The 21,375-nt window shown below is 51.2% G+C and carries 20 protein-coding genes; 14 read left to right on the forward strand and 6 right to left on the reverse strand.

The window, feature by feature from the left end; all coding sequences use genetic code 11:
• Positions 1-5 precede the first annotated feature (5 nt).
• On the reverse strand, positions 6-1,505 hold the full coding sequence (traF, locus tag GEOB_RS19010) for a conjugal transfer protein TraF (protein ID WP_012648878.1): 1,500 nt from the start codon (positions 1,503-1,505) through the stop codon (positions 6-8).
• 391 nt (positions 1,506-1,896) lie between these two features.
• Here traF and GEOB_RS19015 point away from each other — a divergent pair, with 391 nt between their 5' ends.
• From GEOB_RS19015 to GEOB_RS19035, 5 genes are all read left to right on the forward strand, one after another.
• The gene (locus GEOB_RS19015; RefSeq protein ID WP_012648879.1) at positions 1,897-4,353 is read left to right on the forward strand and encodes a penicillin-binding protein 1A; all 2,457 of its coding nucleotides are present in this window, start codon (positions 1,897-1,899) and stop codon (positions 4,351-4,353) included.
• A 262-nt stretch (positions 4,354-4,615) separates the two neighbouring features.
• Positions 4,616-4,900, forward strand: a complete 285-nt coding sequence (locus GEOB_RS19020) for an HU family DNA-binding protein (protein WP_011941176.1) — start codon at positions 4,616-4,618, stop codon at positions 4,898-4,900.
• Between the two features lie 246 nt (positions 4,901-5,146).
• Positions 5,147-5,482, forward strand: a complete 336-nt coding sequence (locus GEOB_RS19025; protein WP_012648880.1) for a hypothetical protein — start codon at positions 5,147-5,149, stop codon at positions 5,480-5,482.
• Positions 5,479-6,921 carry a pyruvate kinase gene (pyk, locus tag GEOB_RS19030; protein WP_012648881.1) on the forward strand — a complete coding sequence of 481 codons (1,443 nt, stop codon included), beginning with the start codon at positions 5,479-5,481 and terminating at the stop codon, positions 6,919-6,921. Before GEOB_RS19025 ends, pyk begins: the two co-directional genes overlap by 4 nt.
• 11 nt (positions 6,922-6,932) lie before the next feature.
• Positions 6,933-8,057 (forward strand): NADH:flavin oxidoreductase, encoded by a 1,125-nt coding sequence (locus GEOB_RS19035; protein ID WP_012648882.1) that lies wholly within the window; start codon positions 6,933-6,935, stop codon positions 8,055-8,057.
• 52 nt (positions 8,058-8,109) lie between these two features.
• Here GEOB_RS19035 and GEOB_RS19040 read toward each other — a convergent pair whose 3' ends face one another.
• The gene (locus tag GEOB_RS19040) at positions 8,110-9,693 is read right to left on the reverse strand and encodes a peptide chain release factor 3 (protein ID WP_012648883.1); all 1,584 of its coding nucleotides are present in this window, start codon (positions 9,691-9,693) and stop codon (positions 8,110-8,112) included.
• A gap of 190 nt (positions 9,694-9,883) precedes the next feature.
• On the opposite strand from GEOB_RS19040, the gene GEOB_RS19045 reads away from it, so the two are divergent.
• The 4 genes from GEOB_RS19045 (at position 9,884) to GEOB_RS19060 (ending at position 12,356) form a co-directional block, all read left to right on the forward strand.
• Positions 9,884-10,678, forward strand: coding sequence for a TatD family hydrolase (locus GEOB_RS19045; RefSeq protein WP_230198991.1), 795 nt, complete (start codon positions 9,884-9,886; stop codon positions 10,676-10,678).
• 30 nt (positions 10,679-10,708) lie between these two features.
• The gene (locus tag GEOB_RS19050) at positions 10,709-11,485 is read left to right on the forward strand and encodes a tRNA threonylcarbamoyladenosine dehydratase (protein WP_012648885.1); all 777 of its coding nucleotides are present in this window, start codon (positions 10,709-10,711) and stop codon (positions 11,483-11,485) included.
• 76 nt (positions 11,486-11,561) lie between these two features.
• The gene (locus tag GEOB_RS19055; RefSeq protein WP_012648886.1) at positions 11,562-12,059 is read left to right on the forward strand and encodes a ferritin-like domain-containing protein; all 498 of its coding nucleotides are present in this window, start codon (positions 11,562-11,564) and stop codon (positions 12,057-12,059) included.
• On the forward strand, positions 12,060-12,356 hold the full coding sequence (locus GEOB_RS19060) for a hypothetical protein (protein ID WP_012648887.1): 297 nt from the start codon (positions 12,060-12,062) through the stop codon (positions 12,354-12,356).
• Positions 12,357-12,515: 159 nt separating this feature from the next.
• Here the strand turns inward: GEOB_RS19060 and GEOB_RS19065 are convergent, their stop codons facing one another.
• Both GEOB_RS19065 and GEOB_RS19070 read right to left on the reverse strand, forming a co-directional pair.
• A complete protein-coding gene (locus GEOB_RS19065; RefSeq protein WP_012648888.1) occupies positions 12,516-13,283 on the reverse strand; it encodes a lytic transglycosylase domain-containing protein in 768 nt (255 codons plus the stop codon).
• A gap of 9 nt (positions 13,284-13,292) precedes the next feature.
• On the reverse strand, positions 13,293-14,693 hold the full coding sequence (locus GEOB_RS19070) for a sigma-54-dependent transcriptional regulator (protein ID WP_012648889.1): 1,401 nt from the start codon (positions 14,691-14,693) through the stop codon (positions 13,293-13,295).
• Between the two features lie 287 nt (positions 14,694-14,980).
• Between GEOB_RS19070 and GEOB_RS19075 the strand changes: the two genes are divergently transcribed.
• From GEOB_RS19075 to GEOB_RS19095, 5 genes are read left to right on the forward strand one after another with little or no spacing between them, the layout of a single operon-like run.
• Positions 14,981-15,478 carry a chemotaxis protein CheW gene (locus GEOB_RS19075; RefSeq protein ID WP_012648890.1) on the forward strand — a complete coding sequence of 166 codons (498 nt, stop codon included), beginning with the start codon at positions 14,981-14,983 and terminating at the stop codon, positions 15,476-15,478.
• 13 nt (positions 15,479-15,491) lie between these two features.
• On the forward strand, positions 15,492-17,288 hold the full coding sequence (locus tag GEOB_RS19080; RefSeq protein WP_012648891.1) for a chemotaxis protein CheA: 1,797 nt from the start codon (positions 15,492-15,494) through the stop codon (positions 17,286-17,288).
• Between the two features lie 30 nt (positions 17,289-17,318).
• On the forward strand, positions 17,319-18,191 hold the full coding sequence (locus tag GEOB_RS19085; protein ID WP_012648892.1) for a CheR family methyltransferase: 873 nt from the start codon (positions 17,319-17,321) through the stop codon (positions 18,189-18,191).
• A 10-nt stretch (positions 18,192-18,201) separates the two neighbouring features.
• Complete coding sequence (locus GEOB_RS19090) at positions 18,202-19,104, forward strand: HDOD domain-containing protein (protein WP_012648893.1); 903 nt, start codon at positions 18,202-18,204, stop codon at positions 19,102-19,104.
• A gap of 2 nt (positions 19,105-19,106) precedes the next feature.
• The gene (locus GEOB_RS19095; protein ID WP_012648894.1) at positions 19,107-20,174 is read left to right on the forward strand and encodes a protein-glutamate methylesterase/protein-glutamine glutaminase; all 1,068 of its coding nucleotides are present in this window, start codon (positions 19,107-19,109) and stop codon (positions 20,172-20,174) included.
• A gap of 2 nt (positions 20,175-20,176) precedes the next feature.
• Here GEOB_RS19095 and GEOB_RS19100 read toward each other — a convergent pair whose 3' ends face one another.
• Together GEOB_RS19100 and GEOB_RS19105 are read right to left on the reverse strand one after the other, a co-directional pair.
• Positions 20,177-20,494: a hypothetical protein gene (locus GEOB_RS19100; RefSeq protein WP_012648895.1), complete on the reverse strand. Its 318-nt coding sequence runs from the start codon at positions 20,492-20,494 to the stop codon at positions 20,177-20,179.
• Positions 20,495-20,534: 40 nt separating this feature from the next.
• Entirely contained in the window at positions 20,535-21,281 is a 747-nt protein-coding gene (locus GEOB_RS19105; protein WP_012648896.1) for a hypothetical protein, read from the reverse strand.
• Positions 21,282-21,375: the final 94 nt, after the last annotated feature.

Here is a 21,375-nt window from a genome sequence, read left to right on the forward strand (position 1 = left end):
GGCCATTAAAAGAGGAAATTGATCTGAGTCTGGACACGTGCTTCCTGGGGATAGGATTTGTCCTTATATTCAGCTGTATCTAAACCATAGGCTCCATCGATGTCAAGATTTATCCATTTGGTGCCGAAGGTAAGGCCTGCCGTGGCGGTCGGGCCGATTCCCTTTTCGGCAATATTGCTGTACATGCCGCCGCGCAGCTTGAACCATGAGAAATAGTGCCACTCAAAACCACCACCTATGTTGCGACTTTTATAGTTGTCGGAAGACAGCACCGTTTCATTGTCGGTCAGGTCCACGTCAGCTGCCAGCGTGAGCCAAGTCAAAGGATCGATGGATACCCCCATCCTGACCTGAGGCTTCAGTTTCACGTTGCCGCCACTTCCCGGCACGACATTTCCGTTTTTGTCTTTCAGATCGGGGGCGTCGAATTTCGGGGAATTCAGATGCTTGGCGACTATACCCACACTGACCCAATCCTTAGGACGCCAAAGCGCACCAAGATCAACGCCCAGGGCAGTGGAATCCTTGAAATTATCAGTCATGTCGCTGACAATGTCGCTGGATTCAACGTTTGTACCACTTTTGAGTAAGTAGGTTTGGGATTGGTAGACACGACCGGTCAGGATCTTGGCCGTAGCACCGATGCCAAGGGTGCCGAATGCGCCTAAAGGAACGGCATGCCCGTATGATAGCGGAAACTCTATATAGGCAAGGCTCTTGGTCAAAACAGAAGAAGTATTGTTGTCCAAGGTCTTTGTCCCAGGATTGGCAAGAGTTTGTCCCATGGTTATCAAGCTGCTGGTTGCAGCCTGGTTGGAAATACCCGAACCGGCCAACTGGGCATCGGCAGCATTGATTATGTCCTGGGCCTGGGCTGGGGTAAATTGATTGTTGGTAGTCAGCGCCATCTGGATATCCGTTCTCTGCTGCTGGCTGAAAAAGATGTTCGATGCAGCACTGCCGGCGACCGGCGTCGCCAGATCATTAGGGGTGATTGCTGCTGTGGTGGTCCCTGCGTTCGGCAGTATGTTGGTGGTATCCGGCACAGGTTGGGCAAATCCCTCAAAAGTGCCGAAGGCGCCGAAGGCAAAATGTTTGATCTGAAAACCGACCACTGCATTGCCGTTTACTGCCAGTGTGCCCTTTTTTTCCTCTATGTCGCCAAGGATGGAAAGAGCCTTGATGGTGTCCGTCACCGTCTGGGCGGTGGCAGAGCCAGCATTGTACTTGCTGAAGGTGTCGAAGTCGAGCTCGCTGAGCCTGTCCACATTGTCAGCCAAACCTTCATTCACCTTCAGCCCGACACTCGCGTCGACTCTACTGGAAAAGGACTTATCATTGAAAGCAAGTCCTGCCGGGTTCCAGTAAGGCGCATGGGAATCGAAGGTCCGGGCAACCCCGGCACCACCAATACCCAAAGTCCCCATAGGCTGAAATTCAGCGGCCAACGACGTGCCTGACATGATTACGGCCAATGTGCAGGTGCTAAGCCAGATTCTTTTCATAATTCCCCCTTTTTTCATCTGATGCTCATGATAGTCAACGCATCATGGCATATTATCTTAATTAGAATGTCGATAAATATATAAATTTATCTAGTTTCCATCTGGAAACTCCGGATGAGAAACTAGTGGTTTCCGATTCGGAAAGAGGGGATTTTTTGTTCTGGCAAGGAAATCAATGGCTTGCGCGGAGACGTACATCGGTACGTCGCACAAGTAAGCCCGCAGATTGACGCCGCCAGGGCAGAAAAGAACCCTTTCCGGATGGAAACTATCTAATAATTCAACATAGATATTAATCGGCGCGGGGATAATAAACTTGAATTGGCTCTTTGAACTGCAGTATTCTGCAGTGTGAAGCAGATTAACAACAAAGGCAGCGGAGTCCAATTGTATGGAGCTTTACAAGGGCCAGACGAATCCTGGCCGCAGAATCAAAAAAAGCAGCGGCAACAACATTTTCAGGGCCGCCCTCATTTCAGGCGGTGTCATTGCTTTCCTGGCCTTCCTCTCTTTCATGGGCTACTTCTTCTTTCTTTTAGGCACCCTGCCCAAAGTAGATCGATTGGCCGATTATCGTCCCCCCATTGTTTCCCAGGTCTTCGGCGCCGATGGCAGCCTTGTCGGCGAATTCTACCTGGAGCGCAGGACCGTGGTCCCGGTTGACAAGGTGCCGAAAAAATTGATTCAGGCCTTTGTTGCCGCGGAAGACGCAAACTTTTACCAGCACAAGGGGATCGATTATCTGGGTATAGTACGTGCCGCCTTCAAGAATTTGATTTCCATGCGCAAAAAGGAAGGTGCTTCCACCATCACCCAGCAGGTTGCCAAATCGATGCTTTTGACGCCGGAGAAAAAATATTCCCGCAAACTCAAGGAAGCAATTCTGGCCAAGCGCATGGAAGAGCGGCTGTCCAAAGATGAGATCCTCTATATCTATCTCAACCAGATATATCTCGGCGCCGGCTCTTACGGGGTTCAGCTGGCAGCTGAAACCTATTTCGCCAAGAACGTCGAGAACCTGAACCTGGCTGAAATGGCCATGCTGGCTGGGCTGCCCAAAGCCCCCAACACCTATTCGCCCATCAAGCACCTGGAAAAAGCAAAGGAGCGGCAGAGCTACGTACTTGAGCGAATGGTCAAGGAGGGCTACATAACCCAGGCGGAGGCCGATCACGCCAAGAACACACCGGTCCTCATCCGATCCCTGAAAAAGGTGAACAGCGAGCAATCGGCCTATTTCCTGGAACAGGTGCGTATCCAGCTGGAAGAAAAATATGGAGAGGACCGGTTGTATAAGGAAGGTCTGAAAATCTATACGACCATGAATGCGGAGATGCAGAAGGCGGCCTATGAAGGTGTAGTCAACGGACTCAAGGCAGTTGACAAAAGGCAAGGGTTTCGCGGCCCCATCAAATACCTTTCTGAAGCTGAAATTGGTGATTTCTGCAAACATGTGGAAGACAGTATTGATTTACCCTCCCTAAAAGAGGGGGCTACCTATCAGGGGGTAGTTACGGCCGTCAATCCGGGGAAAAGTGAGGTAACCGTCAGAGTTGGTGACCGCACCGGTATTCTCAACCGTAAAAACATGGCCTGGGCAGGCAAGCTCAATCTGCTGGCGACCTACGGCAAACCCGAGCGCAAGGGAAAGACTCTTAATCCCGGAAGCGTCATCGAGGTATCAGTTGTCACGCCTGACGTGAATAAAAATGGCACCATCTTTGCCCTTGATCAGGAGCCGGAAGCCCAGGCGGCACTTATCGCCATGGACCCCCAGACCGGCGGAGTGCGGGCCATGATAGGAGGATACGATTTCAAGAAAAGCCAGTTTAACCGGGCCATGCAGGCAAAGCGCAATCCCGGTTCCGCCTTCAAGCCGATCATCTATGCGGCTGCCATCGACAAGGGGATGAGCCCGGCAACCCTCATCGACGACTCGCCTGCAGAATATGAGAGCGGAAAGGAGCAGGCATGGAAGCCTAAGAACTACGACAATATCTATCGCGGTCCGGTTACCATGCGCGAGGCGCTGACCAATTCCATCAATGTCGTCAGCGTCAAGATACTTGAATCCATCGGCGTCAACACGGCCATAGAATACGGCAAGAAACTGGGAATCAGCTCCCCCCTCGCCGCCAACCTGACTCTAGCCCTTGGTTCATCAAGTCTTACACCAATGGAACTCACCAGCGCCTATGCCGTATTTGCCTCCGGAGGCTTCAGGGTCACCCCTTATTTTGTGACCAAGGTGGTCGATCGTGAAGGAAACATCCTGGAAGAAACTTCACCTCCCCCACTGCCCGTCTTCTCATCAACGACCTCTGCCTTAAACCTGGCCATGCAGGACGTTAAAAATAACAACTCTGCCGCCAGCAGCCCGACGGCAGTCCCGGTTATTTCTCCCGAAACCGCCTACATTATGACCAACCTCATGCAAAGTGTCGTAACCAGCGGTACCGGTCAAAGGGCAAGGGCACTTGGCCGACCGGTGGCAGGCAAAACCGGGACGACCAATGACATGAAGGACGCCTGGTTTATAGGCTATGTGCCGCAGTTGGTAGCCGGTGTGTGGGTTGGCTATGATCAGGAACGGTCCCTGGGCGCCGGCGGCTCAGGCGGCCAGGCAGCAGCCCCCATCTGGACAGAGTTCATGCAGCGTGGTCTGGCTGGAGTATCGGTTACTAATTTTCCTGTTCCCGGCAACGTCACCTTTGCCCTGATCAATCCGCGCACCGGACGATTGGCCAGGGAAGGAAGCGAAGGTAGTGTAACCGAGTGCTTTATTCCCGGAACAGAGCCAACATCATATGATGGAGATGCCACTAACGCAGGCGATGAAATTAATTAATTTTTTCTTTATTTTGTGCAACAGCAGATTTTTCCCCACTGCATAAGTAATTGATTTTTAACTATATTTTACAAATGCTCTTTTGGCGGGCATCCGCAAAAAATGGTCTTTGCCATCCTTTGCTGGACCTTGAAGGGGGAAAACAGAGCTGCCTAAAACTGCTACCCTCTTTAAAAAAAATGTTTTTTTTTAAATAAACCCTTGCAAACTGCAAATATATGACTATAGTATTTCCAATTCTTACTCTAAAGGAGGGTTTATCATGACTAAAGCAGAACTCGTTGAGGCAGTAGCAAAATCCGCAAGCCTGACCAAGGGTGCAGCTGAAAAAGCAGTCGGCGCTTTCATCTCGACTGTTAGCGGCGCGCTGAAAAAAGGCGACAGGGTTACTCTGGTAGGCTTCGGCAGCTTCGAAGTTGCAAGCAGAAAAGCCCGCACCGGTAGAAACCCACAGACTGGCAAGGAGATCAAAATTGCTGCTGCCAAGGTTCCCAAATTCCGTCCTGGCAAAGCTCTTAAGGATGCAGTTGCTTCCAAAAAGAAGTAACGATCTCCCAAATGTGATTTTCTCACATTAAATCTGACTTGTCTGGTACCCATACATACATAATAAGCCATACAAGAACCCCGCCTCTGGCGGGGTTTTTTTATTCCCGATGGTGTCAAAACCCTCATGCCTTTCCAATGCCAGCATCTCGTATATACTCTACAGATGTTGTATTAACAGTCCGTTATGTTATTATGTCTGCAAAATGCCCGCCCCTGCTTCAGGCCCGCTGTCAAGGAGTACTTCATGTGTAAAATCTTTAGTCGATTACTCTTTCTTTCCTTCTTTTTCAGCTGCGGCTGCACCATGTTCGGCGCCTGGCGAACCATACCTCCGCCTGGAGGATGCGACCAGTGCCACACCGTCTCTATTACCAACAACTGGAAAGTAGCTTACCACGCACCCACTCTCACCGACGAGCGAGACCGTGACTACTTCCAGACCGAAGCCTACAACATGCCCGACACCTCAAAACCCACCTCAGTGCTGGAATTGAGCAAAGTAGAAGAGCTTCGCTGTTTCGAGTGCCATAAATCGCCAAATGCTGCCCATAAGGGAAGAAAGGGGCGTTTCCACCATTGAAAACAACTTTCCGCAAGACCAAGATAATTGCCACTCTGGGGCCAAGCAGTTCTTCTGAAAAGATGATAACCCGCCTCATGGATGCTGGTGTCGATGTTTTCCGTCTCAACTTTTCCCATGGCTCCCAGCAAGAAAAAAGAGCTCTCATCACCACCATCCGGGCTCTTTCGGACAGGAAAAAGGTGGCAATCGCCATTCTTGCCGATCTCCAGGGGCCGAAGATCAGGACCGGCCGCATGGCCGATGGGGCCATTCGCCTGGTGAAGGGTGAAAAACTGGATATTACCACCGATGAAGTGCTCGGCCGTCCCGGACTGATATCCACCATCTACAAGGCCTTACCCCATGATGTGAAACCGGGATCGAAAATACTGCTTGATGACGGCATGATTGAACTGAAGGTTGTTTCAATCTCCGGTAACGTCGTTCACTGTAATATTGTCGAAGGAGGGATGCTGAAAGATCTCAAGGGTATCAACCTTCCCGGGGTGGCAGTTTCTGCGCCTTCACTTTCCGATAAGGACCGGGCGGACCTGGAATTCTGCCTTGAGATGGGGGTCGATTTTGTCGCCCTTTCCTTTGTCCGCCAGGCCTCGGATGTGGAGGGTATCAAGGAGATAATCCGTGGCAAGGGGCTCAATACGCCGGTGGTTGCCAAGATAGAAAAGCCTGAAGCCCTGCGCAACTTCAACAGCATCCTTGCCGTGACGGATGCTGTAATGGTTGCACGGGGGGACCTTGGTGTCGAACTGAGTGCAGAGCGGGTTCCCCTGGTGCAGAAAAGCATAATCCGCGCCTGTAATGAGGTGGGCAAGCCGGTAATTACAGCAACCCAGATGCTGGAATCAATGATTGTGCATGCCCGCCCCACCCGCGCTGAAACATCCGATGTGGCCAATGCCATTCTTGACGGGACCGATGCCGTCATGCTTTCCGGAGAGACTGCTTCCGGTGCTTATCCCATCGAGGCGGTGCGGACCATGGCCAAAATCGCGCTGGATATCGAACACGCTGAACTATGGCGTATTCCGGCCATAAAACAGGTACATAGCGATAACGTTCCCGAGGCCGTCGCCGAAGCCTCCTGTCACGCCGCATCGACACTGAAGGCCAAGGCTTTGGTTGTTTTCACCCAATCTGGAAACACTGCCGCCCTCATCTCAAAGTTCCGTCCGCAACTGCCCATTATCGCCTTTACACCATTTCCGGAAATCCAGCGCCGGCTTGCCCTCTATTGGGGGGTTAAAAGCTACCCTGTGGGCTCTGTGGGAGGCACCAGGCAGCAGATAAAGGTCGGCGAGGAAACACTGATGACCACAGGCTTCAGGAAAGGTGACCTGGTCGTTGTCTCCATGGGAGTGCCTTTAGAAGCAAAAGGCTCTACCAATCTGATGAAGGTCCACAGGTTGGGCACTGAAGGCTACTATGAGATTTTTTGAACGGAGGCTGCATGAGAAAGCTTTTTGACGAGATGCGGATAAACCGCCTGGTGCTGAACAATCGTTTTGTCCGCTCCGCCACCTGGGAAGGAATGTGTGAGGAGGACGGGCGTCCTACGGCAAGGTTAGCCGCCTATTATGCCAATCTTGCCAGAGGAGGAGCAGGACTCATCATCACCGGTTATGCTTTCATAAGCCCTGATGGCAAGCAACTTCCCGGTCAGATGGGTATTCATGACGACTCTTTCGCCCCGCCCATGCGTGATCTGACTGCAGCGGTCCATGGCGCCGGCGGGAAAATCTGTCTGCAGATGGTCCATGCCGGAGGGCAGACCTCTGCCAAGGTCATCGGCACCAGACCTGTGGCCCCATCGACGCTACAGACCCCCCAGTTCCCGGAAGAGCCTGCAGAGCTTTCCTTGCAGGAGATAGGAAAAATGGTCCGGCTTTTTGGCGATGCCGCCGCAAGAGCCAAGGAGTGTGATTTCGACGCAGTTCAGCTGCATGCGGCCCATGGGTATCTGATCAACCAGTTCCTCTCCCCCCTTACCAACCGGAGAAATGATGCCTATGGGGGATCCATCGAGAACCGCTGCCGCTTCCTCCTTGAATGTTATGCCAGTGTGCGTAAAGGGGTGGGTAATGAATTTCCGGTGCTGGTCAAGCTCAATGGCGACGATAACCTTCCCGGGGGGTTGACTCTTGAAGATGCGCTCTTTGCTGCCCGCGCTCTTGATCAGGAGGGAATTGACGCCATAGAGGTGAGCGGCGGCACTCCTGCTTCGGGAGATTTGGCCCCTGTTCGGCAGGGCATTTCCACACGCGAGCAGGAGGCCTACAACCTGCCAATGGCTTACCGGATTAAGGAAGCAGTCTCCTGCCCGGTCATGGTCGTAGGTGGGCTCCGATCCTTCGAGATCATTGAGGGAATTGTCCGCCGCGGTGAAGCTGACTACATCTCCATGTCGCGCCCGTTTATCCGTGAACCTGAGCTGGTAAGGCGATGGGAGAAGGGTGACGAAGCCAGGGCAACCTGTATTTCATGTAACGGCTGCTTCAAGCCCGGCTTGAAAGAAGGGCAGATTTATTGTGTTGTGAATAAAATCGAAAGGGAAAACAAGGGAATGTCGTTATAAACTCTCTTTTTCCGAAGCTGCATGGTAAAAGCCCTCGTCGAGGGCTTCTTTGTCAGCTATGCTCACGGGTTGCATGGAATTGGATATCTTTCCAGTTTTCCATGGTGTTGTCCAGCCGCCACTGGCTCCCCGCCAAGTAGGCCAGATTCCCCTCCCCGTCCCGGTAAAGACTCATGGCTTCTTTCTTTTCAAATTCGTCCATTTTCTTCTTTTCCCCTGTCACCCAGCGGGCAGTTACATAGGAAACCGGCTCATAGGTGGCCTTGACCTTGTATTCATGCTCCAGCCGATGCATAACCACGTCGAACTGCAGCAAACCCACAGCGCCGACAATCCAGTCGCTTCCCATCAAGGGGCGAAACACCTGCGTAGTTCCTTCTTCCGCCAGTTGCACCAGCCCTTTTTCCAGAGCCTTCGATTTCATCGGGTCAAGCAGGCGCACCTTGCGGAAGTGTTCGGGGGCGAAATTGGGAATACCGGTATATTTAAGGTCCTCCCCTTGGGTAAAGGTATCCCCGATCTTGATGGTGCCATGGTTATGAATGCCGATGATATCGCCGGGATATGCCTCATCCACATTGGTGCGATCCTGGGCCATGAAGATCGTGGCATTGGCAATCTGCACCTCGCGGCCGAGGCGGATGTGCCTGACCTTCATGCCCCGGGTGAATTTCCCGGAACAGATGCGGAAAAAAGCGATGCGGTCCCGGTGAGCCGGGTCCATGTTTGCCTGGATCTTGAAAGTAAAGCCGGAAAATGCCTCTTCGTAGGGGAAGACCTCTCTCGTTTCCGTTTCCCGCGGCTGCGGTGGCGGCGCGTGCTCGATGAAAGTATCCAGGAGCTGTTGAACACCAAACGTGTTGATGGCACTGCCGAAAAAGACGGGCGTCTGCAGCCCGGCCAGATATGCCTCCTGCTCAAAGGGATGGGCTGCACCTTCCAGAAGTTCCACATCGTTGCGCAGCTCTTCCACCTGCGAGCCAAGCAGCTCATCCAGAAGAGGGTCGTCCAGCCCCTTCACGGTAATGGTCTGGCCAGTACCCCGGTCAGCCTCGGGATCGAAAAAGGTCAGTTCTTTGCTGTAGAGGTGGTAGGTGCCGCGAAATCTTTTGCCCATCCCCACCGGCCAGGTCATGGGCGCACATTGTATGTTGAGGGTGCTCTCGATGTCGTCAAGAAGGTCAAGGGGTTCGCGTCCCTCACGGTCCAGCTTGTTGATAAAGGTCATGATCGGCGTATGTCGCAACCGGCATACTTCCAAAAGCTTCTTCGTCTGGCTTTCCACCCCTTTTACCGAGTCGATCACCATTAGTACTGAGTCTACGGCAGTAAGGGTCCGGTAGGTATCTTCGGAGAAATCGTTATGACCTGGGGTATCGAGAAGATTGATCTCGTAATCCCGGTAGGTGAACTTCATCACCGACGAAGTGACCGAAATGCCGCGCTGTTTCTCCATCTCCATCCAGTCCGATGTGGCATGGCGTGCGGCCTTTCGCGCCCGGACTTCCCCTGCCTGCTGGATGGCGCCCCCGAAAAGCAGCAGCTTTTCCGTTATGGTCGTCTTTCCAGCATCGGGATGGCTGATGATGGCGAAAGTGCGCCTGCTGTCAATTTCCTTCTCAAAATGCTTCTTCATTAACCTGCTCCTGTACCTGGCAACGCAATTAGTGCAGACGAAAGAAAGGCGAAGAGGTTATCTTCGCCTTAGGAAGTACCATTAAATAATGCCATGTCGCCCCTGAAAGGGCAATAAAAAACTGGGTTTGCAGATGGCCCATCCAGAAAACCTCTTCCTTTTATTGTTATCTAAGTGATAGATTTAAATTATGGACAGGACGATGCGCTCTCCCCTGCTGATCGATACCCATTGTCATCTTGCCGACCCGGCCTTTGCCGGCAGGTTGCCTGCCGTTATCCGGGCAGGCAGGATGGCCGGAGTGATGAAATTCATCGCCCCGGCAATCGAGCCGGAGGAATGGCAAAGGCTTCAAGTTCTCCATAAGTCCCATTCGGAAATTTTTCCAGCCTATGGCCTGCACCCCATGCATGCACGGCTATTTTCCCGAAGCGTCCTAGAGGAACTTGAGTCATGTGCGCAATCTGCCATAGCTATTGGCGAGATCGGATTGGATTACACCCTGGCCGTATCCAGGGAAATACAGATGCACTCTTTCCGCCAACAACTCAGGCTTGCTCGAAAGCTGGATCTGCCGGTCCTGCTCCATTGCCGCAAGGCCTTTCAGGACCTGATAACCATTCTGCAAAATGAGGGGGAGGGGCGGATCAAAGGAGTAATGCATGCCTTTTCCGGCAGCGTGGAAACTGCGGTAAAATGTATGGGTATCGGGCTTTACATTTCCATGGCCGGGACGGTCACTTTCGCCAATGCAGTCCGTCCGGTGGCTGTGGCCAGGAAAATGCCGCTCAGCCACCTGCTCCTTGAAACGGACGCGCCTGACCTCTCCCCCGAACCCTACCGTGGCACGTGCAATGAACCCGCTTTTCTCATGGCAACAGCAACTAAGATAGCCGAAATCAAGGGGCTGACTCTTGGAGAAGTTGCCGCCCAGACATCCAGGAATGCCGTCGAACTGTTTCGGTTGCCGGCATTATTAATTTAGATTTTTCAATTACCATCATGAGGTTTATACATGTCGGCTTTGCACCGTTTTTCACGAACCGAATTGCTCATTGGCCCGCAAGGGCTCGCTACGCTTAAGGAAAGCTCTGTCGCTGTTTTCGGTCTTGGGGGTGTCGGCAGCTATGCCGCCGAAGCATTGTGCCGGGCCGGAATCGGCAAGCTGGTGCTGGTGGATTTCGATGACATCTGCCTGACCAATGTCAACAGACAGCTACATGCCATGGACGGCACTGTCGGCAAGGCAAAAGCCACCGTCATGGCTGAGCGGTTGCGGCTGATCAATCCTGAGGCAGAGATCATCCCCTTCAAGGATTTTTATACTGCCGAAAACAGCGACTTTCTCCTGGCAAGCGGCTACGATTATGTGGTCGACGCCATCGATCACTTCACCAGCAAGCTACATCTGATTGTGACATGCAGGGAACGGCAGATACCGATTATTTCCAGCATGGGCGCAGCCGCCAAACTGGACCCGACCCAGGTAAAGGTTGCCGATATCTCTGAAACACATAAATGCCGCATGGCCCGTTCCATGAGGAAGCTGCTGCGGAAGAAAGGCATATCAAAAGGGGTACAGGTCGTCTATTCCACCGAGGAATACCGTGAGCCTGAGGTTAAAGATGGTGGCTGCAAAGGCAACTGCATCTGCCCCAACAAGGATAATCAGCAGTTTTCCTGCGAACACCGTCGGGTAATTCTCGGCAGTATCTCCTATATTCCTTCCATCTTCGGCCTTACCATGGCCGGAGTCGTGGTCAATTCCCTTCTTGATACCAATAAAAAATGACCACTGTTGACCGCTCTCTTTTTCCCGCTATACTTTTCTTTACCTCACTTTTATTGGTGCATGACAGGAGGATACCATGGGAAAAGAATACACGGTACAGGAAGCGCTGAAACTCGCCATTCAGGCCGAAAAGGACAGCATGGATTTCTATCGTCGTGCGGCTGCGGTAACGAAGAATGAGAGAGCCAAGAAAGTTCTGGAACTTTTGGCCAACGAAGAGGTCGGGCACCTGAAGTCATTTTTCGACCATTACAAGGGAGGAGAATTCGGGGATCTCAAATCCTACATGGAGTCACCGCCCAACAAGAAAAATGCCATTTTCCTTGCCCTGGAAAAGGCTATCGATGAGGATACCCACGAACAGAAAGCGCTCGAAATTGCCCTCAAGGAAGAGAAGGCCTGCATTGAACAGTACACCCTGCTAGCCAAGGATATCGTCGATCCCTTGGTGAGAAAGATATTCGAGCAGGTGGTGAAAGAGACGCAAAACCACTATGAGATGATTGAAGACGAATACATGCATGTCATGACCATGGTCCACAGGTCGGATCAGGACATCTACGTGAGGGAATAAATGTATTTATTATATTTAGTGGCTGCAATAATGATGTTGGCCAGCTCCGGCCATGTCCTGGCCGCCGCCCAGGGAGATGTCAGGGGAATAAGCCTCCCCCCTGCCGAAAACCGGATTATCGATGAGAAATGCCTTGGCTGTCATAACCGGCAAAAGATCGATGCTGCTGTAAAACAGCGGAAAAGCATGGAAAAGATCATGCGCCAGATGGAGGAAAAGGGGGTTACCCTGACTGATGCGGATCGCCAGGTGCTGGGGCATTTTTGGCAACAGAACCCCTTGAAAAAAGACAAGTAGACCTAAAACATGATGAGGCCGATATGCTAGGCTCAAGTACGTTTGAGTTCCGAATGAGCGGCAACACAGCAGATTGTTCCGCAATAGTTTTTTCAAAGCCCTGATAAAAAAAGCTCCCCATTCAGCGGGAGCTTTTTTTTTGCCAGATTGGTCATGTTATTAAACGCTGTAGTCTCGGTAGTATCTCTTCACCTTTACCAAGTAATCTCTGGTTTCCCGCGGCAGCGACTCAGCATGCCTGTCAACGTTGCCGGGCCCCCAGTTATAAGCAGCCAGAGCGGAATCCACATTCCCGCCATAACGATTGAGCATATCCTTTAAAAACCTTGTTCCGGCCATTACATTCTGTTCGGCATCGAAAGAATCGGTCACACCCAGCCCCTTGGCAGTGGATGGCATGAGCTGCATTAGCCCTTGTGCTCCCGCATGGGAAACGGCATGGGCATTGAAATTACTCTCCGCCTTTATCACTGCCTTGATCAGACCCACCTCAACCCCATACCGCTTGGAGGCGCGAACGATAATCGTCTCCAGTGAGGAGTTCTGGGCAACTGGCAAAGTGGTGGCAGGATGCTCTTCAGGAGCGATGCTTATCGCATTCGGGGCCTCAGGGGAGGCTGTAGGGTGCTGTCGCTGCTGCTCAAGGTATGTGGACAGGGCTCTGCTGATGGAATCAGCAGTGGGCATTGTACTGTAACCGTCATCGCTGCCTGCCAGAGATACTGCTGAACGCAGCATCTGCAGCCGGAGGATCTCTGCTGCCGTCTCAGCATCGGCGGGTGTTACACTGTTGACGAAGGTGGAGGTTTCGGAAGTTTTAAGAAGTTCGACAAATTTATCTTCTTTTTGCCTGTCACCAGAGTTAAGCCGCACCGGTGACCTAGCTGTTGCAACCTGCGGAGCGGTTTCGATCTGATTTATGGCCATAGGGATATCCTAAGAGCTGGAAAAGGAAGCATCATTAAAAAGAAGCTTCTTTTTCTTCAGCTTCTCGATGAGCGTAGTCCGTTTCAGGTTCAGAAGGTTCGCAGCTTCCTTCTTGTTCCCCCCGGTTTTCTCCAGCGCCTGCAAGATCAGCCGGTTTTCGAAATCTTCCACTGCACTGTTCAGGCAGAAACCGCTGTCGGGAAGGGTCAATTGTTCTGACTTTCCTGCAGATTTGATGCCACGGTATTTTTCCGGCAGATCGTTGAAAAGGATGGTGCCGCTGCCTTTTATTATAACCATGCGCTCCACAAGGTTTTCCAACTCCCTGACATTTCCCGGCCAGTCGTAATTACACAAGATATCCATGGTACTTTTGTCAAAAGATTGAACCTTACGCTGTTTATTCTTGTTGAACTTTTCGAGGAAATTGTTGATCAGCAACGGGACATCGGATTTTCGCTCTCTGAGCGGAGGCAGCATTATGGGAATGACAGACAGCCGGTAATAGAGGTCTTCCCGGAATATCTTAGAGGCTACAAGGTGCTCAAGGTTCTGATTGGTGGCAGCAATGATGCGTACATCCACTTTTTTTGTTCTGGCAGCACCGACCGGCTCCAATTCCTTGTTCTGCAGTACCCGCAACAGCTTTACCTGCAGGTTAGGTTTCATGTCCCCGATCTCGTCAAGAAACAGTGTTCCCCGGTCGGCCATCTCGAATCGGCCGATGCGTGTCGCTACTGCCCCGGTAAAAGAACCCTTCACATGGCCAAAAAGTTCACTCTCCAGCAAGTCATCGGGTATGGCAGCACAGTTGACCGGCACGAAATTTTTGGTCGCCCTGTTGCTTAAATCGTGGATGGCCTTTGCCACAAGTTCTTTGCCGGTGCCTGATTCACCTTGAATTAGGACGGTAGAGTCAGACCCGGCAACTTTTTCGATCATTTCGAAGAGGGAGAGCATTTTTTCACTCTCTCCGATGATGTGATTCAACAGCGAGCGGTTCTTGATACAAGGCTTGGCCTTGAAACTCTGACGTTGCAGCGTCTGGTGCTCAAGCCCCCTTTTTACATGAGTTTCCAGCTCTTCAAGGTTAAACGGTTTTTCCAGAAAGAAAAAAGCCCCTGCCTTGAGAAGATTCGCCGTCATCTCATAATTGGCAAAGGCGCTGTATGCGATGGTCACTATCTCCGGTCGCATTGCTTTCAGTTTTTTGATGAATTCCAGGCCGTTTATACGCGGCATCATGATGTCGGTGATAACCATCTGCACATCGTTGAGTTCTATTTTCTCCAGGGCATCTTGGCCATCGCCTGCCTGGAACACCTGGTAGCCCTTATAACTGAGAAAGGCTGCAACGAAATCCCGGGTCTTCTTGTCATCATCCGCTATGAGTATTCTGGCACTTTCCATTTTTTCCCCATTCGTTCAGGTAAGATGGTGATGAAAGTTTTGACCGCCCCTCTTGCATCGGGCAAAAAACATTATAGTCAACCACTGGTACAATGTCAATAAAATGACTTGGCTTATTTTACCATTGTTGATCGGGTTTTCCGTACATGGGAACCGATGGGAGATATTTCACCCTTCATGGAGCAGCACAGAAAAAACGCTAAACCAATGGCCATCTTCTACCGATTAGGGTAGGAAGGAGCTTATCAGTTCCTTTCGTTTCTTAACCGATTATCAGGAGGACCTCGATGGAAAATGCGTTGCAGGTTAGGAATGAATCTGTAACAGGTGAACTGATCCAGCTTGTCAGCTTCTGTCTTGACCATGAAGAATACGGCGTCAATGTCTTGAAAGTCCGCGAAATCATCCGCCTGCTGAACATTACACGGGTGCCCAACGCCCCTTCATACGTCGATGGTGTTATTAACCTGCGTGGAAAGGTTATTCCCATAATTTCCCTGCGCAAAAAATTCAACCTCCCCGATGCGGAAATCGACAAAAGGACTCGTATCATGGTCATTGAATCAGGGAGCGAAATGATGGGTTTTATCGTGGATGAGGTTTCAGAGGTAATAAGAATCTCTGCCCACGATATCCAGCCGCCTCCGCCGGTCGCCAACAGCACTATCGACCTGGACTGCATGTCTGGGGTCGTAAACCAGGCTGAACGTCTGTTGGTGCTGCTGGACCTGGAAAAGATGTGCACCCATGAAGATAATATGCTGTTCAGCAATGCCATGAATTGATCGGGAGCGGAAAATGCCTATTGATTGCGAAGACCAGGAATTGCTCGATGGCTTTCTTACCGAAAGCACAGAACTGTTGGAAAAGCTCGATGACGATCTCGTCACCCTTGAAAAATCTCCTTCCGACACCGATCTTTTGAACAGGATTTTCCGCTCCATTCATACGGTTAAAGGGGCATCTAGTTTTCTCGGTTTTGACTTGCTGGTCAAAGTAACACATAAAACCGAAGACGTCCTGAATCGGTTGCGTAAAACCGAACTTTCCGTAAATCCGGAGATAATGGATGTCATTCTTGAGGCTGTCGATCTTGTAAAGGTGCTCCTCAATGATATCAAGGGGGGGGAAATTCAAGAGAGGGATATCGATACTACCATTGCCAAACTGCTTCCTTACCTTTCCGAAACAGCAGCGGGCTCGATACTCCCTTCGCCGGATCCGGTGGCTTCTTCTTGCAACACGACCCCTACAGCTTGGGATGAGCCACCTGTCTCGGCGACAGACGAAGACGATCCTTCAATCAACCAGTCGGCCAAGGAACAAGTAGCTGTTGAACAAGCCTGTAGTCCAGCTGTCATCACCCCACCTTCGCAAAAGCCTGTCCCTGCAAAAACCGAGGAACTTGCAGATAGTGCCACCGTGCGGGTTGATGTCAAAAGGCTGGACGATCTGATGAACCAGGTCGGCGAGCTGGTGCTGGAACGCAACCGTATGGTGCAGCTCTATAGCGATTTTCAGGAAGGCCTCGATCCAACCGGCTTCAGCGACGAGTTCGGCAAATTGACCAAACGGCTTAATTTCGTTACTTCGGAATTGCAGATGCAGGTTCTGAAAATGCGCATGATTCCTGTGGAAAAGGTTTTCAAGAAATTTCCAAGGATAGTTCGCAATCTTGCCAGAGAGCTTGGCAAAGAGGTTGAGCTTCTGATCTTTGGCGAGGAAACCGAGCTTGATCGTTCCGTGGTCGATGAAATCGGCGACCCGTTGATCCATCTGATCAGAAACGCCTTGGACCATGGACTGGAAACGCCGGAGGAGCGCACAGCTGCCGGCAAACCGGCAAAAGGCACCGTAGTCCTCTCTGCTACCCACGAAGGGAATCAGATCGTCATCAGCATCAAGGACAATGGCCGTGGTATAAATCCGGACAAGGTTGCAAGGAAGGCCCTTGAAAAAGGCCTTGTTACAGATGAGCAGCTGGCGGCTATGGGCACCAGGGAAATTCTCGATCTCATCTTTCTTCCTGGATTTTCCACGAAAGAACAGACCACCGATCTCTCCGGCAGGGGGGTAGGCATGGATGTTGTGCGCACCAACATCAGAAAATTGAACGGCATCATTGAAATTAAAAACGAAGTGGGACAGGGATCGGAATTCATTCTCCGGCTGCCCCTTACCCTTGCCATAATTCAGTCCCTCCTGGTGCAAGTGGAAAGTGAGATATATTCCATACCCCTTTCTGCGGTTATCGAGACTATCAAGGTTCAACAGAGCGTCTTTCACCAGGTTGGGGGCCAGGAAGTTCTTAAATTGCGGGACTCGGTGTTGCCACTGGTTCGTCTGCACCGGCTCTTTGGTTGCCAGGGGGAATCCCTGAGCAGAGACACCTGTTATGTGGTTGTCGTGGGAGTTGCCGAAAAAAGAGTAGGACTGGTGGTCAGCAGGCTTATGGGCCAACAGGAAGTGGCGATAAAATCCCTCGGCAGCTTCCTGGCAAACCTTCCGGCCATTGCCGGCTCTACCATTCTCGGCGACGGCAGTGTGGCTCTTATCGTGGATCCTCTGGCATTCGTTCAACACGGTGACAATTAATAACTCAAACGCATTTCGAGCAGGCATTTTATGGAACCCACGTTTTTCCCCGAACTTAAAGCTCCCAATGCAAAGATCTCCGATAAGGACTTCGAGATCCTCAGGGATTACATCTATAATCTATGCGGCATATATTTCCATACCAGCAAGAAATACTTTCTTGAGAGCCGTATCGGCCGCCGCATGGAAGCAACGAAGGTCAAAAGCCATGCCGAGTACTACCAGTACATAAGAAGCAGTGTTACCGGCAGTTCAGAATTGCGTCATCTTCTGGATGAGATCACCACCAATGAAACCTGTTTTTTCCGAAATGGCCCACAACTTGCGGCCATGGAAAACAAATTCATACCCGAAATCGTCGAAACCAAATCAAAGATGGGATTCCGCAAATTGAGAATCTGGAGTGCCGGATCTTCCTCGGGCGAAGAGGCCTATACCCTTGCCATGATCCTGCTTGAAAAGCGGACCTCGTTACTCAAGGACTGGATTATCGAGATTGTCGGCACGGATATTAACGAGACCGTCATCGCTCAAGCCAAGGAAGGCATTTATGGCTCGTATTCTGTTCGCAACGCCCCTGACTATTATCGCCGTAAATATTTCAGCATGGAGTCGGCTGATCGTTTCATACTCGCCCCGGAAGTCAAGAAAATGGTCAATTTCTCCCTTCTTAACCTTTACGATGAGAATAAAATGTTATTCATGAAAAGTTTTGACTTTATTTTCTGCGCAAACGTGCTCATATATTTTGACCTGGCTTCAAAGTCTAAGGTGGTGCAGCACTTTTACAACAACCTGCAACCCTACGGCTATTTTTTTGTCGGTCAGTCGGAATCGCTGCATGGAGTAAGCGAAAAATTTAAAACAATCCATTTTCCCGGCGGATTCGCCTATAACAAATAAGGACCTTACTATGTTTGACAACGGCCTGATGGTTAAAGCACAAAACATGGTGGATGCCATCTCCGAGCTGCCCACCATCCCCCATGTCGCCACCAAAGTCATTGATCTGCTCGACAAGCCGGAGGTCGAACTGGACGAAGTTGCAGACATGATCCTTACCGATCAGGTGCTTGCTGCACGGGTGATAAAGATCGTCAACTCACCTTTCTACAAGCCGGCCCACGAAATCAGATCCGTGAAACGCGCCTTGATCTACCTGGGTTTCCGTCACATCCGGGAGCTGGCATTTACCTGCTCATTTATCGATGTCTTTCAGGGCAAAGACGGTGCTTTCGATATCCGAACCTTCTGGGAGCATTCTTTCGGTGTGGGCATCGTTGCCAAGATCATTGCCCAGCGGTTCCGCTACCCAGATACCGAGAAGGCCTATCTCGTCGGTATTGTCCACGACATCGGCGAAGTATTTTTAAGCTACTATAAGCGTACTGACTTCGAGAAACTGCTGGAGTCCATCAAGGGCAAATCACACAGAATGTTTGAGGCTGAAAAGGAATATTTCGGTACCAGCCACAGTGAAATCGGACTCTGCATCGCCAGAAAATGGAATTTTCCCCCAGAGTATTGTGAGGTCATAGCCCTCCACCATGCGCCTGAAGATGCAACCATTGACCCGACACTCGTTTCCATTGTCAACCTGGCAGATCTTTTTTGTTCCGTGCGTCAACTGGATTATGGCGGCAAGTCTTGGGTAACCTTTAACTTGGCCGATGAAAAATCCTGGTCAATACTGAAAAATTACGCTCCACATCTTGCCGATTTCGATGTGGAAAGATTCTGTTATGAGCTGGATGACCGGGTACCGGAAATTCAGGAACTGGTTCAATCAATTTTTCAGGGAGTTGTTGCGGAGTAACCATGACCCCAATGCATCAGGGCAGATTGAAAGTTCTGGTCGTCGATGATTCTTGCTTCATGAGAATGGCGATCCGCGGCATTCTGGCCAAAGACCCACAGATAGAAATAGTCGGCATTGCCGCCGATGGAATCGAAGGCATTGAAAAAGCTATCGAACTGCGTCCGGATATCATTACGATGGATGTGGAAATGCCGCGCATGGACGGGATTGCTGCCCTCAAGCAGATCATGGCCAAGGCTCCCACTCGGGTCCTGATGGTTTCAACCCTTACCTGTGAAGGAGCAAAAGCCACCTTTGAAGCGCTGGAAGCAGGTGCAATCGACTATATACCAAAAAATATCAGCGACTCCTCTGAAGCCCAGAAGGTCTTCCGCGAGGAACTGCTGAACAAGGTCAAACAAGCCGGCAGCTCACTCGTTCAATTCGGCACCAGTGTCAAACGCAGCATTGTCCCCTCCCCTGCCGCCATTACCAAATCCAGATTTTCTAAACGAGTGAACTGCGTCGGCATCGGCGCCTCAACTGGTGGTCCAGTTGCCCTCCAGGAAGTGCTTTCCCGCATACCGGCAAACTTTCCTTTTGGCATTATGGTGGCAATCCACATGCCCAAGGCGTTTACCGGCCCCTACGCCGAACGTCTGAATGCCAAATGTTCACTGGAAATACATGAAGCCAAGGATGGCGATATTCTGCGGCCGGGACTCGTTCTCATTGCTCCCGGAGGACGGCATACATCAATAATCAGGCAAGGAGCCGGCCTGACTGTAAAGACCGATCCTACCACCCTTTTCCCCCAATACCTTTATATTCCCTCTGTGGATCAGATGATGCACAGCCTTGCCGAGGCCAGCAACGGCTCGATGCTCGGTGTGGTGCTCACCGGCATGGGTAGCGACGGGTTCAAGGGGATGCAGTTTTTAAAAACCAGGGGGGGGGTTACACTGGTGCAGGATGAAGCGACCTCAACCATCTATGGGATGCCCAAAGCCTGTATCGATGGGGGTGTTGCCGACGAGGTTCTGCCTCTGGAGCAGATAGGATTTGAAATAGCGAGGATTGCCGGCTGATCTTATCTCTCGGCACTCAAATAGATGCCTTCTCTTGTTGCCTGTGCCCGGCACAGGGAAAACCCCTGCCGTTTCAACCGAAAGAGCAGAAAAGGCGCCGCCGGAGCCAGACAATCTTTGAAAAATAGCCGCAGCTGCTGCTTGTCGTTCACAACCGTCCGGAAATCATTAAGATGCGACAACTGCGTTTCCGGCACGGAAATAAACTCGCCCCCCACAGCCGGCAAAGCCCTGGAGAATACCAATTCCAACGGAATCTCGCGCTTCTTGCCCGGCAGTAAAGTCATGGCAATTACTCTGGCCGTGATCATCCACTTCATGTTTGTTTATCTTTTTCTCTGAACTCAGTTTTACATCCAGTTATTTTTTGCCTTGCTGTCCGCTGAAGGAGAGAACAACTGTCCTTTCAATACCACTTTCCGGCTGGCGCAAGCGCAGACGTAATTCTTTGGCTGTCTCAGCCTCTCCCGGAAAGAAGATGAAGCCGTTGGCCAGATACTCTTCAGGAATTACCTTTCCCTCAAGGCTCTTGGCACGGATATCATCCATGATGCGACGCCCCCTTTCCGGAGAACTTCCTTCACCGGCCCCGCCGATAACCGCTCCTCCTGCTGTCCCGAGGGCTCCGGTTCGCAAAGCGGCCTCACCCACACTCCTGCCGCTGACAATGCCCAAAGCGGCACCAAGGACAGTTCCTGCAGCAGCACCCAGTACCGCCCCTTTACCTGCCCCTTTACCGAAATATGAGGCAAGTTGAGTGGAGCTTTCCAGACGGGAGATGGCCACATTGGTCGGAATTATCCTCCAGTAGCCATTTTTCCCATCAACCAGAAACGTCTGATCAGCCACTATTTCCGCACTTTTGCCGCTCTTGTTGTCCAGCACCAACTGCACAGGAAGAAGGCCGGTTCCCTTCACATCGAAGCCAAAGGCATCCTCTGCGGCATCGCTATCCGCATATGCTTCTCCGCCGACCATTATCCCATCCATTTGCTGGAAATTGGCATAAGCCTCAGGTGGTCTGAATGCCGCATATTGAGTCTTATACCTGGTACAGCCACTGACCGATATTATGAGTATAATCAGGAAAATCCAAAATTGCTTCATCGATTTCCTCCTGAGATACTGCAACTGGAATGCTTATTATACTTATAACAGCGGACAGCTGATGTGCAACCTACCTTTCTTCAGCATCCTCTGC

The organism is Geotalea daltonii FRC-32, assembly GCF_000022265.1.
Lineage (GTDB): Bacteria > Desulfobacterota > Desulfuromonadia > Geobacterales > Geobacteraceae > Geotalea > Geotalea daltonii.

Excerpts from the sequence above, each read along its gene's own strand:
- GEOB_RS19100 (WP_012648895.1), bottom strand. The coding sequence starts at position 20,494 with ATGAAGTGGATGATCACGGCCAGAGTAATTGCCATGACTTTACTGCCG.
- GEOB_RS19075 (WP_012648890.1), top strand. The coding sequence starts at position 14,981 with ATGGAAAATGCGTTGCAGGTTAGGAATGAATCTGTAACAGGTGAACTG.
- GEOB_RS19085 (WP_012648892.1), top strand. The coding sequence starts at position 17,319 with ATGGAACCCACGTTTTTCCCCGAACTTAAAGCTCCCAATGCAAAGATC.
- traF (WP_012648878.1), bottom strand. The coding sequence starts at position 1,505 with ATGAAAAGAATCTGGCTTAGCACCTGCACATTGGCCGTAATCATGTCA.
- GEOB_RS19035 (WP_012648882.1), top strand. The coding sequence starts at position 6,933 with ATGAGAAAGCTTTTTGACGAGATGCGGATAAACCGCCTGGTGCTGAAC.
- GEOB_RS19025 (WP_012648880.1), top strand. The coding sequence starts at position 5,147 with ATGTGTAAAATCTTTAGTCGATTACTCTTTCTTTCCTTCTTTTTCAGC.
- GEOB_RS19050 (WP_012648885.1), top strand. The coding sequence starts at position 10,709 with ATGTCGGCTTTGCACCGTTTTTCACGAACCGAATTGCTCATTGGCCCG.
- GEOB_RS19095 (WP_012648894.1), top strand. The coding sequence starts at position 19,107 with ATGACCCCAATGCATCAGGGCAGATTGAAAGTTCTGGTCGTCGATGAT.
- GEOB_RS19090 (WP_012648893.1), top strand. The coding sequence starts at position 18,202 with ATGTTTGACAACGGCCTGATGGTTAAAGCACAAAACATGGTGGATGCC.
- GEOB_RS19060 (WP_012648887.1), top strand. The coding sequence starts at position 12,060 with ATGTATTTATTATATTTAGTGGCTGCAATAATGATGTTGGCCAGCTCC.
- GEOB_RS19065 (WP_012648888.1), bottom strand. The coding sequence starts at position 13,283 with ATGGCCATAAATCAGATCGAAACCGCTCCGCAGGTTGCAACAGCTAGG.
- GEOB_RS19020 (WP_011941176.1), top strand. The coding sequence starts at position 4,616 with ATGACTAAAGCAGAACTCGTTGAGGCAGTAGCAAAATCCGCAAGCCTG.
- GEOB_RS19045 (WP_230198991.1), top strand. The coding sequence starts at position 9,884 with ATGGACAGGACGATGCGCTCTCCCCTGCTGATCGATACCCATTGTCAT.
- GEOB_RS19040 (WP_012648883.1), bottom strand. The coding sequence starts at position 9,693 with ATGAAGAAGCATTTTGAGAAGGAAATTGACAGCAGGCGCACTTTCGCC.
- GEOB_RS19070 (WP_012648889.1), bottom strand. The coding sequence starts at position 14,693 with ATGGAAAGTGCCAGAATACTCATAGCGGATGATGACAAGAAGACCCGG.
- GEOB_RS19015 (WP_012648879.1), top strand. The coding sequence starts at position 1,897 with ATGGAGCTTTACAAGGGCCAGACGAATCCTGGCCGCAGAATCAAAAAA.
- GEOB_RS19080 (WP_012648891.1), top strand. The coding sequence starts at position 15,492 with ATGCCTATTGATTGCGAAGACCAGGAATTGCTCGATGGCTTTCTTACC.
- GEOB_RS19055 (WP_012648886.1), top strand. The coding sequence starts at position 11,562 with ATGGGAAAAGAATACACGGTACAGGAAGCGCTGAAACTCGCCATTCAG.
- GEOB_RS19105 (WP_012648896.1), bottom strand. The coding sequence starts at position 21,281 with ATGAAGCAATTTTGGATTTTCCTGATTATACTCATAATATCGGTCAGT.